Source organism: Aquisalinus luteolus (assembly GCF_009712425.2).
Classification (GTDB): domain Bacteria; phylum Pseudomonadota; class Alphaproteobacteria; order Caulobacterales; family Parvularculaceae; genus Aquisalinus; species Aquisalinus luteolus.
On sequence record NZ_VCJR02000001.1, the window covers coordinates 917770 to 930330 of the forward strand.

The 12561-nt window shown below is 59.2% G+C and carries 13 protein-coding genes and 1 tRNA gene; 10 read left to right on the forward strand and 4 right to left on the reverse strand.

The window, feature by feature from the left end:
- Positions 1–18: 18 nt before the first annotated feature.
- Together FF098_RS04140 and FF098_RS04145 are read left to right on the forward strand one after the other, a co-directional pair.
- Positions 19–1347 (forward strand): amidohydrolase, encoded by a 1329-nt coding sequence (locus FF098_RS04140; RefSeq protein ID WP_155137781.1) that lies wholly within the window; start codon positions 19–21, stop codon positions 1345–1347.
- A gap of 9 nt (positions 1348–1356) precedes the next feature.
- Positions 1357–2088, forward strand: a complete 732-nt coding sequence (locus FF098_RS04145; RefSeq protein WP_155137784.1) for a DUF1499 domain-containing protein — start codon at positions 1357–1359, stop codon at positions 2086–2088.
- 12 nt (positions 2089–2100) lie between these two features.
- Here FF098_RS04145 and FF098_RS04150 read toward each other — a convergent pair whose 3' ends face one another.
- Entirely contained in the window at positions 2101–3036 is a 936-nt protein-coding gene (locus FF098_RS04150; protein ID WP_155137787.1) for a LysR family transcriptional regulator, read from the reverse strand.
- A 100-nt stretch (positions 3037–3136) separates the two neighbouring features.
- Between FF098_RS04150 and FF098_RS04155 the strand changes: the two genes are divergently transcribed.
- The 3 genes from FF098_RS04155 (at position 3137) to FF098_RS04165 (ending at position 5058) form a co-directional block, all read left to right on the forward strand.
- The gene (locus tag FF098_RS04155; RefSeq protein WP_155137790.1) at positions 3137–3424 is read left to right on the forward strand and encodes a hypothetical protein; all 288 of its coding nucleotides are present in this window, start codon (positions 3137–3139) and stop codon (positions 3422–3424) included.
- Positions 3425–3550: 126 nt separating this feature from the next.
- Positions 3551–4543 carry an alpha/beta fold hydrolase gene (locus FF098_RS04160; protein ID WP_155139389.1) on the forward strand — a complete coding sequence of 331 codons (993 nt, stop codon included), beginning with the start codon at positions 3551–3553 and terminating at the stop codon, positions 4541–4543.
- Positions 4544–4626: 83 nt separating this feature from the next.
- Complete coding sequence (locus tag FF098_RS04165) at positions 4627–5058, forward strand: hypothetical protein (protein ID WP_155137793.1); 432 nt, start codon at positions 4627–4629, stop codon at positions 5056–5058.
- A gap of 12 nt (positions 5059–5070) precedes the next feature.
- Here FF098_RS04165 and FF098_RS04170 read toward each other — a convergent pair whose 3' ends face one another.
- The 3 genes from FF098_RS04170 to FF098_RS04180 all read right to left on the reverse strand — a co-directional run bounded on the left by FF098_RS04170 (position 5071) and on the right by FF098_RS04180 (position 8031).
- Positions 5071–5523 carry a hemerythrin domain-containing protein gene (locus tag FF098_RS04170; RefSeq protein WP_155137796.1) on the reverse strand — a complete coding sequence of 151 codons (453 nt, stop codon included), beginning with the start codon at positions 5521–5523 and terminating at the stop codon, positions 5071–5073.
- Positions 5524–5594: 71 nt separating this feature from the next.
- A complete protein-coding gene (gene phhA / locus FF098_RS04175; protein WP_205967373.1) occupies positions 5595–6500 on the reverse strand; it encodes a phenylalanine 4-monooxygenase in 906 nt (301 codons plus the stop codon).
- Between the two features lie 100 nt (positions 6501–6600).
- Positions 6601–8031, reverse strand: a complete 1431-nt coding sequence (locus tag FF098_RS04180; RefSeq protein WP_155137799.1) for a DEAD/DEAH box helicase — start codon at positions 8029–8031, stop codon at positions 6601–6603.
- A gap of 342 nt (positions 8032–8373) precedes the next feature.
- Between FF098_RS04180 and FF098_RS04185 the strand changes: the two genes are divergently transcribed.
- The 5 genes from FF098_RS04185 to FF098_RS04205 all read left to right on the forward strand — a co-directional run bounded on the left by FF098_RS04185 (position 8374) and on the right by FF098_RS04205 (position 12541).
- Positions 8374–9318: an alpha/beta fold hydrolase gene (locus FF098_RS04185; RefSeq protein ID WP_155137802.1), complete on the forward strand. Its 945-nt coding sequence runs from the start codon at positions 8374–8376 to the stop codon at positions 9316–9318.
- A 54-nt stretch (positions 9319–9372) separates the two neighbouring features.
- Positions 9373–9660, forward strand: a complete 288-nt coding sequence (locus tag FF098_RS04190) for a hypothetical protein (RefSeq protein WP_155137805.1) — start codon at positions 9373–9375, stop codon at positions 9658–9660.
- A gap of 84 nt (positions 9661–9744) precedes the next feature.
- Positions 9745–10788, forward strand: a complete 1044-nt coding sequence (locus FF098_RS04195) for an NADP-dependent oxidoreductase (protein WP_155137808.1) — start codon at positions 9745–9747, stop codon at positions 10786–10788.
- Positions 10789–10939: 151 nt separating this feature from the next.
- A tRNA-Asp gene (locus FF098_RS04200) sits at positions 10940–11016 on the forward strand.
- 115 nt (positions 11017–11131) lie between these two features.
- Complete coding sequence (locus FF098_RS04205; RefSeq protein WP_166426319.1) at positions 11132–12541, forward strand: DUF6538 domain-containing protein; 1410 nt, start codon at positions 11132–11134, stop codon at positions 12539–12541.
- Positions 12542–12561 lie beyond the last annotated feature (20 nt).

Consider the following 12561-nt stretch of genomic DNA (forward strand, 5'->3'; position numbering starts at 1 on the left):
ATGGTTAAGGGACATCTTATGCGACACATGCTGACCAGCGCTGCCATCGCGGCAATCGGGTTCTTTGCCGGTGCGGCACACGCAGCCGACCTGAAAAGCGATATCGCGGCGGATTACGGCTATCTGGATGGGCTGTACAAGACCCTTCATGCCAATCCGGAACTGTCCTTTATGGAGGTAGAGACTGCCAGGCGCATGGCGGCTGAATTCCGCAAGCTCGGTTTCGACGTCACCGAAGGGGTCGGCAAGACCGGCGTCGTCGGCGTGATGCGGAATGGCGAGGGGCCGGTGGTAACCTTGCGCGCCGATATGGATGGCTTGCCGGTCACAGAACAGACCGGCCTTGCCTATGCCTCGACCGCGACAGGCGAGAACCGCTTCGGCGAGGTCCAGCCGATCATGCATGCCTGCGGGCACGATATCCACATGACATCGCTGATCGGTGCGGCGCGCCAGCTTGTCGAGCGCAAGGGTGAATGGTCAGGTACGCTGATCCTGATCGCGCAGCCGGCGGAGGAAATCGGCCTCGGGGCCCGCGCCATGCTGGATGATGGCCTCTATGAACGTTTTCCGCGTCCTGATTATGTGGTCGCACTGCACGACTCCGCCAGCCTGCCGGCGGGCAAGGTTGCTTACACGCCGGGCTGGGCGCTCGCCAATGTGGATTCTGTCGATATCTATGTGAAGGGTGTCGGCGGTCACGGGGCGTATCCGCAGACGACGAAAGATCCGGTCGTTGTCGGTGCCAGCATCGTCACGGCCCTGCAGACACTGGTGTCGCGTGAAGTCTCGCCGCTGGAGCCTGCAGTCGTCACTGTCGGCGCCTTCAATGCCGGGGCCAAGCACAACATCATTTCCGATGAGGCACACCTGCAGCTGACCGTTCGGTCCTACACGGATGAAGTTCGTGCCAAACTGCTGGATGGTATCCAGCGTATCGCGCGGGCACAGGCCGCCTCGGTCGGACTGCCGGAGGAGCTTTATCCGCGCATAGAGATCGAGCAGGATTATACGCCCTCGACCTATAATGATCCGGAACTGGCCGATCGCTTGGCCAACCGTTTCGTTGCCAGGTTCGGGGCTGACAATGTGATTCAGGCTGACCCCGTGATGGGCGGTGAGGATTTCGCCTGGTATGGCCGGCTGGAGCCGAAGATACCGACAATGATCTTCTGGATCGGTGCCGTGTCGGCTGAGAAGGTTGCTGCGGCACAGGCTGGCGGTGAACCCTTGCCGTCGCTGCATTCACCTTTCTTTGCACCGCAGCCGCGCCCGACCATTCTGACAGGTGTCGAGGCGATGACCGCTGCGGCTCTGGACCTGTTGCAAGATACTGAGACTGAGTAGGAGATCCTCATGGGACTGATTATCAGACTGTCCGCCTTCGTCGCGCTGGCAACCGTGCTCGTCTATGTCGGCAACACGCTGGCTTATCGAATGGATATGCGAGAATTCGGAGCGGCTTTCAGCTTCTCCTTCCAGATGCTCATGCCGATGTTGTTTATCGCCGGAATTGCCGCTGTGCTGGGCCTGATCGGCCTTTTCGCCAGGCAGGCGGGCTCTGGCCTGTTTGCCATCCTGTCTGCGCTGATCCTGCTTGGCTGTGCTGCCGGTCCGCTGGGCATTCGCCACAATGCCTCCAGGGTGCCGCCCATCCATGACATAACGACGGATACGCAAACACCGCCGCAATTCGTCGCCGTGGTCCCGCTGCGTGCGGAAACCGGCGCGACCAATCCGCCGGAATATGACCGCGAGCAGACCGCACGGCAGCTGGAAGCCTATCCGGACATCGACACGGTTACGGTGGATGCCGATTATGGCACGGTCTTCGATCTCTCCCTGCAGGTCTTGCAGGAGATGGGGCTGGTGATCGTGGAGGCTGATGAAGCCGCCGGGCGCATCGAGGCGACCCATACCAGCCGCTGGTGGGGCTTCAAGGATGATGTCGTCATCCGCTTCAATCGCGAGGATACACCGCTGACGATCGACATGCGGTCCAAGTCGCGTATTGGCGGCTCCGATGTCGGCGCCAATGCCAACCGCATCGAGACTTTCTTCAGCAAGCTGGAAGCCAGGCTCGCATAGATCAGGGCCGGCCTAGCGGTTGCGCTTGGCCAGCTCGCTGAAAAGCTGCTCGCGCAACCATTTATGGCGCGGGTCATGGGTCCAGTTCGGATGCCAGGCCCCGTTCATCGCGATGGGGGGCAGGGGCACAGGCGGCTCGAAACAGTGAAACTTGTCGGGCAGGACGCTGAACAGGGCGGCGGGCGCCGTGAGAATGGCATCGGTGTGCATCACGGTCGCCAGCGCCATCAAAAAACCGGCCGTGCGATAGGCGATGTTTCTCGTATCCCCGTTTTCCGCCAGAACCTCGTCGACAACGCCTCTTTCCTTGCCTTCCGGATTGATGAGGGCATGCTCGTAGTCGAGATAGAGCTCCAGCGTGACTTTCCGGGATGCGAGCGGATGTTCTTTCCTGACGCAGGACATGAAACGGTCGTTGAAGATCGGTTTCTGTACGAACTGGTCGAAGTCGACGCGTGGCTTGTTCCGGGCTAGCCGCATATCCGGCATGATGACCAGATCGATCTGGCCTGAGATTAGCTCGCGCGCCGAGGCATAGCTGAGATCGACAATGTCCAGTTCCAGCGCCGGGGCCAGGGGTTTGATCGCCTGTATCCAGGCATGAGAAATGATCACGCCGATATAGTCGAAGCTGGCGATGCGGACCCGGCCTTTCTGGGTCGCCGGATCGAACTCCTCATTGGCCCGCATGACATCGCGCAGGCTCTCGATCATCCGGGCGACAGCCGGCTGTAGCCGTTCCGCTTTAGGCGTCGGCAACATCGCCCGGCCGGACTTGACCAGTAACGGATCGCCGAACAACTCGCGCAGGCGGGCAAGGGCGCGGCTGGTTGCCGGTTGTGAAAGGTTGAGCCGCCGGGCAGCATCAGTGACGCTGCGCTCTGTCAGCAGCCAGTGCAGAGCCATCAGAAGGTTCAGGTCGAGCGATTCGAGGGGGCGATCATTCATACGATTCACGTATAACCTAAATGAGTATTATGTATTTGAAGCATAGAATGTGAGGGCTTAGGTCTCAAGGGAAACCGAAAGGTCGAACTGGAGATTTCCCATGAATATGAAAGTTTTAGGTGCCCTGAGTGTACTCAGCCTGATGGGCTTTGCTGTTCCCGCGCATGCGAGCACACAGGATGATATCGAAGATTGCCGTGCAGCGCTGGCAGAACAAGGCACGCTGAACATGGACGAATACCGCCTCAGCTTCGAGAAGAAAAAGGGCAATTCCAACCGTATCCTGACACTGGAGGCGATCCCCAATGCGGGCGGCGAGAAATATGTCGTTACCTGCACATTCAAGAAGAACAAGATCGAGACCGTTTCCGCCGAACTGGATGCCTGATCTTGAAAGAGCTTCCTATGGACCTGTGCTTGCATGGGTTCGTCTTGACCCCGCTGCGCTGCCCGCAGCGGGGTTTTTTGAGGATTAATCTGTCGACTTCAGGGTAATGGCGACCATATCGGTGTGATGAGAACACTTGTCAGAAGCCTCGTCGCTGCCGTTTCCGCCCTTGTCCTGCCGGGTCTTGCTTTGGCGGGGCCCATGCTGGAGAATTTCGACTATCCTTGGGTGGTGAAACGCCACGCGCTTGTCTCCCAGCAAAAGGCCTTGGAAATGGCCTATATGGATGTGACTCCCGAAAGTCCAAACGGTAGAACGGTTGTCCTTCTCCATGGCAAGAATTTCTGTGGGGCGACATGGGGTGAGACCATGCAGGTACTGCTCGATGAAGGGTATCGGGTTGTCGCGCCTGACCAGATCGGCTTTTGCAAATCATCCAAACCTGACAGCTATCAGTATGGGCTGCATACGCTTGCAGCGAATACACACGACCTTCTGACCGCTATCGGCGTGGAAGACCCGATCATAATGGGACATTCCATGGGTGGCATGCTCGCGATGCGGTATGCCGTCCAGTACGAAGATGAATTATCCGGTCTCGTCCTCGTCAATCCGATAGGCCTGGAAGACTGGCGCGCAAAAGGCGTTCCGGTCGTCACTGTCGATGCCCTGTATGAAAGCCAGCTGCAGACAACGCGCGATGGCATCAAGGCTTATCAGCAGAACACTTATTATGCCGGGGAGTGGCGCCCGGACTATAACAAATGGGTCGATATGCTGTGGTCGATGTATCAGGGCGAGGGCGGTGAGATCACCGCTTGGCATCAGGCACTGACGGCGGACATGGTATTCAACCAGCCGGTCGTGCATGAGCTTGGACGCATCAAGGCACCGACGCTGATCCTGATTGGCGAACTGGACAACACTGCCATAGGCAAAGGACGCGTGTCTGGCGAGGTGCGCGAGAGCCTTGGAAAGTACGATATTCTCGCGGAAGAAACTGCGAGCGCTATTATTGACAGTAAGTTGGTGACATTCCCGGACTTGGGTCATAGCCCTCATATTCAGGAGCCGGAACGTTTTCACGATGAGCTGCTGAAAGGACTTTCCGGCCTGTAACGCGTGGAGGCATTCAATGCTCTCAAGGCCTTGCCGGATCATTCTGATATTGGCAGTCTTGTGAGTAAAAGGGGAATGATTTCATGACTACTTTCCTGAAATGCGCATCAGGTTTTCTTGCTGCAGGCTTGCTGTCTGCGTGCAGCAGCGCTGCTGACTTAACCGATACGATTACCGCCGGTGGCGATGTGCCACAGAACAGGGCCGCCAGCAGCGATATCATTCCGCCGCCCATGCAGCCGCCGCCGCAGAAAAACGAGTTCGAAATTGTCGGGGATTATGCCGGCAAGATGTTGGTGATGCGGGTTAATGGTCGGGAGATCTATAGTGGCCAGCGTCCTCTGGAACCTGCCGGCGTGCGTTGGCAGTTGCGCCATGATATCCAGTCTTATCCGGCGGACCTGTCTATTTCGATCGAAGGCTGTGCAGGCATCGCCGCCCTGACTGTTCCGGAGGCGGAAGAAGGGCCATTGCTGATCTTCCGTGGCTGTGATGTGGAAATGATTGCCGACTAAGAAAAAAGCAGCCTATTCGGCTGCTTCCTTTTCTTCTTCTGCTGGTTTGCGATCGTTGAACTCGCTGGCTAGCTCCTTTGCCCTGCCATCATCAATGTTCTTTTTGGCGAGTGGGAAGACATCCTCTTCCTCTTCATCCACGTGATGTTCGATGTCGTGCCTGAGCTGCTTGAATTTCGTCAACCAGCCGGGGGAGGACATGTCCATGTCATCGATTTCCTCGACGAGGTCAGCGGCATCCTTGTGCTCGGCAACAGAGTGCCGGGTCTGGTCTGAGGCTTCCGGATGGCTCATAAGCTCAGCATAGAACGTTTGTTCCTCGGCAGAGGCATGGGCCTCTAGCTCGATCTTGTAGCGCTGCCAGAGAACGCGGCGTTCATTGCTGTCGCCTTCTGTATTGGCGATTTGCTCGCCCAGATCTCGCTGGGTGTCGTGGTCTTTTTTCAGACGGGTATAAATATCCATCGGGTTTTCCTCCGTGTCGTTTCAACAAGCTAAGGAAGGAAAGGACTGAAAGTTCCAGATGCTAACGAGTGTCAATTGCGGCTTTCGGCTTGCGCCAGCCTGCCACCCTTGTTGGCATAGTCCTGCGTCCCGCGATGGATGACTTCTTCCTCATTCAGGATCGTATCGACAGGGTATTTTTCGTCGACGCCCTGCAGCCGCTCATAGATCGGGCCGAAATCCGTATCGACCGTGGCGTGGAACAGGTCCTCATAACTGTCGATGACGAAATAGGTCTGCTGGAAGTCGTCGATGCGATAGTCTGTGCGCATGACCCGTTCGAGGTCGAAGTGCAGCCGGTGCGGTGATGGGTCCTTCAGGGAGAAGACGCTTTCCGAGGCTGATGAAACAATGCCTGCACCATAGATGCGCAAGCCGTCGTCAGTCTGGATCAGGCCGAATTCGACCGTATACCAATAAAGCGCGGCAAGGTTCTTCAGGCAGCCGGAATCGAGGGAGCGCAAACCGCCCTTGCCATAAGCCTGCATATAGTCGGCGAAGACCGGATTGGTCAGCATCGGCACATGGCCGAACACGTCATGAAAGACATCCGGTTCCTGAAGGTAGTCGAGCTGGTCGGCGCGGCGGATAAAATTACCGGCGGGGAAGCGGCGGTTGGCGAGGTGATCGAAAAACACTTCGTCCGGCACCAGCCCCGGCACGGCAACGACACGCCAGCCGGTCAGGCTTTCCAGCTCATCCGACATGGTCTCGAAATTGGGGATGCCACCGCGCCCGAGATCCAGCGCCTTGAGCCCATCGATAAAAGACTGCTCGGCCTTGCCGGGCAGCAGCTTCACCTGGCGCTCATAGAGCGTGTCCCAAGTGCGGTGCTCTTCGTCGGTGTAACGGTCCCAACCCTGTGGGATTGTATAGTCGTCCGCCATCATCTCTCTGACTTCCGGCGGGAATTGATCGATATCCGTGTGCGTTTCCATAGTCCTAATATAGGACTTAGGCCGGAAAAGTTCCTGCCAATCTCAGGCTTTTCCTTGGCCGGGAATTGCGGACAGGGCGGCTGATGCCAGCAGAAAGGGGCTACAGACCCGGGCGCAGCAGGAAGGCAGGCGTGTGATCGCCCATGCCGACGACCGAATCATCGTCGCTTTTTTTCTTGCCGCGACCGCGAGACGGTTTTCTGGCTGTGTCGTCGGGCGAGGCAACAGTGCCGCCGGACGCGTTTGCCGCTTCTTCAGGCTGGTCACTCTTTTTCGGTGTGCGCTTGCGAGACGGCTTTTCCTTTTTGTCGTCTTGGTCGCTTTTGTCGGAGGTATCGCCCTTGTCGGCGCTCTTTCGGGAACTGCCGCGCGATTTCTTCTCCGGCTTGTTATGCTCGAAGAAATCGCCGAAATCCTCTTCTTCGATCGCGTCGGCACCGATGGTTTTCAGGACGGCGTCATAGGCCTTGCCGTCCGCAGGCGTGACCAGCATGAAGGCCGCGCCTTTGCGTCCTGCGCGACCGGTGCGACCGATCCGGTGGACATAGTCGTCGGAATTGACCGGCACGTCGAAATTGAAGACGTGGCTGACAGCGGGGATGTCGAGGCCACGGGCGGCAACGTCAGACGCGATCAGCAGGCTCGTCTCGCCCTTGCGGAATTTCTCCAGCGTTTCCATGCGGAAGGATTGGGCGAGGTCGCCATGGATCGGGCGGGCATTATAGCCGTGCTTCTGCAGCGACTTGGCGACGATATCGACATTAGTCTTGCGGTTGCAGAAGACGATGCCGTTCTGCACGTCGTGATCGTCGATCAGCTTGCGCAGGGCAGCGCGTTTCAGCTTGTCGTCGCGGGCCGGTACACGAACGATCTTCTGCGTGATCGTATCTGCGGTCGTCGCCGGGCGCGAAACCTCGATGCGGGCAGGGGCCGACAGGAACTGGTCGGTGATTCGCTGGATCTCCGCCGGCATGGTCGCCGAGAAGAACAGCGTCTGGCGGGTGAACGGTGTCAGCTTGAAGATCTTTTCGATGTCGGGGATGAAGCCCATGTCGAGCATGCGGTCGGCCTCATCGACGACCATCACCTCGACGCCGGTCAGCAGCAGCTTGCCGCGCTCGAAATGGTCGAGCAGGCGGCCCGGGGTCGCGATCAGTACATCGACGCCGCGCGTCAGCTTCATGTCCTGTTCGGCGAAGGAAACGCCACCGATAAGGAGTGCCATGGAAAGCTTGTGGTACTTGCCGTATTTCTCGAAGCTTTCGGACACCTGGGCGGCAAGCTCGCGCGTTGGGCACAGGACGAGGGAGCGCGGCATGCGCGCTTTCGAGCGGCCCTTGGACAGGCGGTGGATCATCGGCAGGGTGAAGCCCGCCGTCTTGCCGGTACCGGTCTGGGCGATGCCGAGCACGTCCTTGCCCGCGAGCGCCTCAGGGATGGCTTTTTCCTGGATCGGCGTGGGGGATTCATAGCCCGCTTCGGTAAGGGCTTTCAGAATTTTGGGCTCAAGCCCAAGGTCTTCAAAACGCATGAGGGTCCTGGTTGCTTTGTCTGTACTTGGCGGGTCTGGTTTATCTCAACGCCCCGTTGCCGCCAGATGCAAACGATGCGCCATTGCGTGAATGGATCCCGCCAGGCGGGATGTCAGCCGGAAATGGCCCGGCGCGGGCGTCTTACTTTTCGCATGCCAAAAGGCACGGCTGCACCAGCGCGAGTAAGCGGGAAGTAGGCAAAATCGGCCTGCACGTCAAGCTGCGCCCCGGGTTCCGCCTGATTACCAGATAAGTGTGCTCTTTGTGCAACGCAATGGGCGCATGCGTTGCGACTGCATTCCGATAGCGACAGGCGGCGCGGCCTCTGGCAGGAATGGGGTATGAGTATAGACGATCCCACCCGTGTTTTTACCCCCGCCGACCTCGATTATCCGCCAGTCGTGCCGGTCGCGCCGCAACGCCGTGTCTGCCCGGTAAATGGGCTGGAGCTTAGCTATCTCGTCTGGGGCGATGAGGCAAAGCCGCCCATCGTGCTGGTCCATGGCGGCAAGGATCATGGCCGCATGTGGGACTGGACAGTCGCCGAGCTGATCAATGAATGGTGCGTGATCGTGCCGGACCTGCGCGGCCATGGCGATTCGGGCCGGGCGAGCGGTGGTGGCTATGAGGGCGAGTACTTCATCTCCGACTTCGCCGGTTTCATGGCGCATCTGGAACGCGAAGGGTTCACGCTGCCGATGCCGCTGATCGGCCATTCGCTGGGCGGCAATATCGTCCTGAACTATGCCGCGATCTATCCGGACAAGGTCACGCGATTGATCGCGCTGGAAGGGCTCGGCGCCTCCGAAAAGCATTATACGGAGTTTATGGAGAAGAGCCCGGCTGACCGTTATCGCTCATGGATCGACCGGCGGCTGAAGCAGGACGCCATCGACCAGCGCCGTTTCGATGGACCGGAAGAGATGGTCTCCCGCATGGCCGGTGTACACAAGAACCTCGAAGAGGGACAGGCCCGTCATCTCGCCCTGCATGCCGCCCGCAAATACTCTGACGGGTGGGGCTGGAAGCATGATCCGCTGACCGGCATCTGGCCAAGCCCGCGCATGACTGCCCCTGCGGAATATTCAAGGGTTTATGCCGAGATAACCTGTCCGGTTCTGTTGATGCGCGGCGAGGACTCCTGGGCCTCCGACCCGCAAAATGATGGCCGCATGAAAGCCTTCAAGAATGCACGGCTGATCAACTATGACAAGGCCGGTCACTGGCTGCACCATGACCGGTTCGACGCGTTCATCGGTGACGTGAAGACTTTTCTGGCGGAGTAAATTCTTGCAGTCAGTTTGATGCCCGGTAAGCTGCGAGGTAAGAGGAACGCCTTCATGAAAGCCATTCACGTCAAGCTCGCCATTGCGATCGTTCTCGATCTTGCCGACTTCTTCATCGGGCGTATTCCCGGCTGGGGCACAGCGTTCGATTTCGTGCTGGCGCTGGTCGGCTTTGCCATGTTCGGGTGGAAGGGCTTTGCCCAGCTTTGGGAGGTTGTGGATTTCACCGACCAGATCGACGGCTTCGTGCCGACGCTGACGCTGATCGCGCTCGCCGAACTGCGCGAGGAGCGCAAGGCAGCGGGTAAATCTGCTGCTAAATCCGGCGGCAAGCGCAAATAGTCCAACTGCACCTTTTCCTTGGCGGCTGGCATGAGAGGCTTATCCTCACGCCCAACATTTGAAACGAACAGGAAAGGGCCAGCCATGAGCATCCCCGAAACCGCGAAAGAAATTCATCTCGTCGACTACCCCAAGGGCAAGCCGACTGCTGACATCTATGAAGTTGTCGATGCGCCGGTTCGCGAGCCGGGTGAGGGGGAGATCCTGATGCGGGTCGTATTCATGTCGGTCGACCCCTATATGCGCGGGCGCATGAACCCTCATGTCAAAAGCTACATTCCACCGTTCCAGAAGGGCGAGGTGCTGGATGGCGGCGCGGTCGGGCAGGTGATCAAGTCGAACAGCGAGAAGTTCGCCGAAGGCGATTATGTCGTCGGCTATAATGGCGGCTGGCGTGAATATTACACGGGGCCGACGGATGGCTTTAACAAGGTGGACCCGTCACTGGCACCATTGTCTGCCTATCTCGGCGTCCTCGGCATGCCGGGCTTTACCGCCTGGGCAGGGATGAGCCAGATCCTCGAGCCGAAAGAGGGTGATGTGCTGTTCGTCTCCGGGGCTGCAGGGGCGGTCGGGTCCATGGTCGGCCAGCTTGGCAAGATCAAGGGTTGCAAGGTCATCGGGTCTGCGGGGTCGGCAGAGAAATGCGACTGGCTGACCGGCGAGCTCGGCTTCGATGTCGCGCTGAACTACAAGGACTACGCAAACTCGACCGAGCTGACCAAGGCGCTGTCCGAGGCCGCAGGCAAGGGCGGCGTGAACTGCTATTTCGAGAATGTCGGCGGCATGCATCTGGAGGCGGCGATCAACTGCATCGCCTTTGGCGGTCGCATCGCCCTGTGCGGGATGATCTCCAACTATAACGATACCAAGCCCGAGCCGGGGCCCTACAACCTCACGAACCTGATCGGGCGCGGCGTGAAGATGCAGGGTTATATCGTGTCCAATTTCATGCATCTGGCGCGGGACTTCTATGCGGAGGTCGGGCCGATGCTGGCGGGCGGCAAGATCCATTTCCGCGAGACGGTCTATGAAGGGCTGGAGAAAGCGCCAGAGGCTTTCAACGGCCTGTTCGAGGGCGCAAATACCGGTAAAGCCGTCGTGCGTGTAGGCCCTGACAAGGCCTGAGGCCCGCCGTTCTGACCCTGCAGGTCTGTGGAAAAGCAGGGTCAATTTTTTCTGGCTTTTTTTCTGCCATCGGCACCCGATAGTGCTTGACGACGCATCGGGCGCCTATTAGACAAACGCTTCTCGCCGCAAGGCGATCCAAGTGAAATGCGCGGGTGTAGCTCAGTTGGTTAGAGTGCCGGCCTGTCACGCCGGAGGTCGCGGGTTCGAGCCCCGTCACTCGCGCCATTTCAAAAAATATTATCCAATAAAATCAATGACTTACAGGCAAACGGCAGGCGTCGTGCGCCGTTTTGCGTCCAAGTGGGATACAAATTGGATACAAAATGGGATACAAGGGCGCATGCAGGAAGCCCCCGATCCCGACCGGTTTTTGCTCCGGCGCGGCAAGCGCTGGTACTATCAGCGCCGCGTCCCCGGACAGTTCTCGCATCTCGACGGGCGCCGCTTTGCGAAGGTCTCGCTGAAGACAGGATCCCTCGAGATTGCCCGGCTGCGACGCGACCAGCTCGCAGAGGCGGACGATCAATACTGGATGGCGCTGGCCGCCGAGGCGGCAAGTCCGGGCGGCCAGGGGCCGACCGTGAGAACCGCGCTCGAACACCGCTACAAGGCGGCCATCGCCCGGGCGATGGCTTTCGGCTTTTCCTACGCGCCGGCCGAACCGCTGGCCGAGGGCCGGAGCATCGCCGAACTCATGGAGCGCATCCGCACGCTCGAGGCCAATGCCGACAGGTCCGGCGACCCGCGCCGCGCCGATAGCGAAGCATTGCTCGGCGGCACGCCCGACCCGGCTACCGGCATCACGGTGTCGGAAGCCTTCGAGCTCTATGTCAGCCGGATCGCCTTCGACGATCAGTTCAACAAGTCCCAGACCCAGCGCCGCTCCTGGGAAAAGACCAAGCGCACCTCGATCGCCTATTTCATCGAACAGATGGGCGACCTGCCGCTCGGCGAGATTACCCGCGACAAGGCGCTGGAATATCGCGACTGGTGGATGGAGCGCATGCAGCCGCGCGCTGGCGATGCCAGGCCGGTCGCGCCCAATACCGCCAATCGCCATATCGGCAATATCCGCTCGCTGCTGAAGCGTTATCACGAGCATGTTGGCGCCACCGATTTCGAGGATCCGTTCCGGGGGTTCTTTTTCTCCGGGAAGACCGAGGCCAGGCGCGCCTCCTTCAGTGATGACTGGGTGCGCACTCGTATCCTGGTGCCGGGCCTCTTCGACGGGCTCCGGCTGGAGCTGCGCGTCCTGATCTATCTGCTGATCGAGACCGGCGCGCGCCTGAGCGAACTGGTGAACCTGCGCGCCGAGGACATCCGGCTGGGCGCCGGGGTTCCGCATATAGCGATCCGGCCCGAGCAGAATCGCGAACTGAAGACGGAAGACTCCCGCCGCGAAATCCCGCTGGTCGGTGTTGCCGAGATCGCCATGCGGGCCTGTCCTGAGGGGTTTGCCCATTATCGCGACAAGAGCACGCTCGTCTCGGCCAATCTCATGAAGGCGTTCCGCCAGCGCAATCTTCTGCCATCGTCAGACCACGTTGTTTATTCCTTCCGGCATTCCTTCGAGGACCGCATGCTCGAGGGCGGGCTCGATTACGGGCTTCGCTGCGCCCTGATGGGGCACAAGAACAACCGGCCCGAATATGGCATTGGCGGTTCGCTCGAATACCGGGGAAAGGAACTGATGAAAATCGCTCATCCCTTCGAGGCGGGACTGTTCGGCGGGATCAGGACGCCGCGGTAAAGAGCGACCTTTTTGGCGCC

Bases quoted from the DNA above. Each gene is read 5' to 3' on its own strand.
- FF098_RS04140 (WP_155137781.1), top strand. From the start codon at position 19: ATGCGACACATGCTGACCAGCGCTGCCATCGCGGCAATCGGGTTCTTT.
- FF098_RS04145 (WP_155137784.1), top strand. From the start codon at position 1,357: ATGGGACTGATTATCAGACTGTCCGCCTTCGTCGCGCTGGCAACCGTG.
- FF098_RS04150 (WP_155137787.1), bottom strand. From the start codon at position 3,036: ATGAATGATCGCCCCCTCGAATCGCTCGACCTGAACCTTCTGATGGCT.
- FF098_RS04155 (WP_155137790.1), top strand. From the start codon at position 3,137: ATGAATATGAAAGTTTTAGGTGCCCTGAGTGTACTCAGCCTGATGGGC.
- FF098_RS04160 (WP_155139389.1), top strand. From the start codon at position 3,551: ATGAGAACACTTGTCAGAAGCCTCGTCGCTGCCGTTTCCGCCCTTGTC.
- FF098_RS04165 (WP_155137793.1), top strand. From the start codon at position 4,627: ATGACTACTTTCCTGAAATGCGCATCAGGTTTTCTTGCTGCAGGCTTG.
- FF098_RS04170 (WP_155137796.1), bottom strand. From the start codon at position 5,523: ATGGATATTTATACCCGTCTGAAAAAAGACCACGACACCCAGCGAGAT.
- phhA (WP_205967373.1), bottom strand. From the start codon at position 6,500: ATGGAAACGCACACGGATATCGATCAATTCCCGCCGGAAGTCAGAGAG.
- FF098_RS04180 (WP_155137799.1), bottom strand. From the start codon at position 8,031: ATGCGTTTTGAAGACCTTGGGCTTGAGCCCAAAATTCTGAAAGCCCTT.
- FF098_RS04185 (WP_155137802.1), top strand. From the start codon at position 8,374: ATGAGTATAGACGATCCCACCCGTGTTTTTACCCCCGCCGACCTCGAT.
- FF098_RS04190 (WP_155137805.1), top strand. From the start codon at position 9,373: ATGAAAGCCATTCACGTCAAGCTCGCCATTGCGATCGTTCTCGATCTT.
- FF098_RS04195 (WP_155137808.1), top strand. From the start codon at position 9,745: ATGAGCATCCCCGAAACCGCGAAAGAAATTCATCTCGTCGACTACCCC.
- FF098_RS04205 (WP_166426319.1), top strand. From the start codon at position 11,132: ATGCAGGAAGCCCCCGATCCCGACCGGTTTTTGCTCCGGCGCGGCAAG.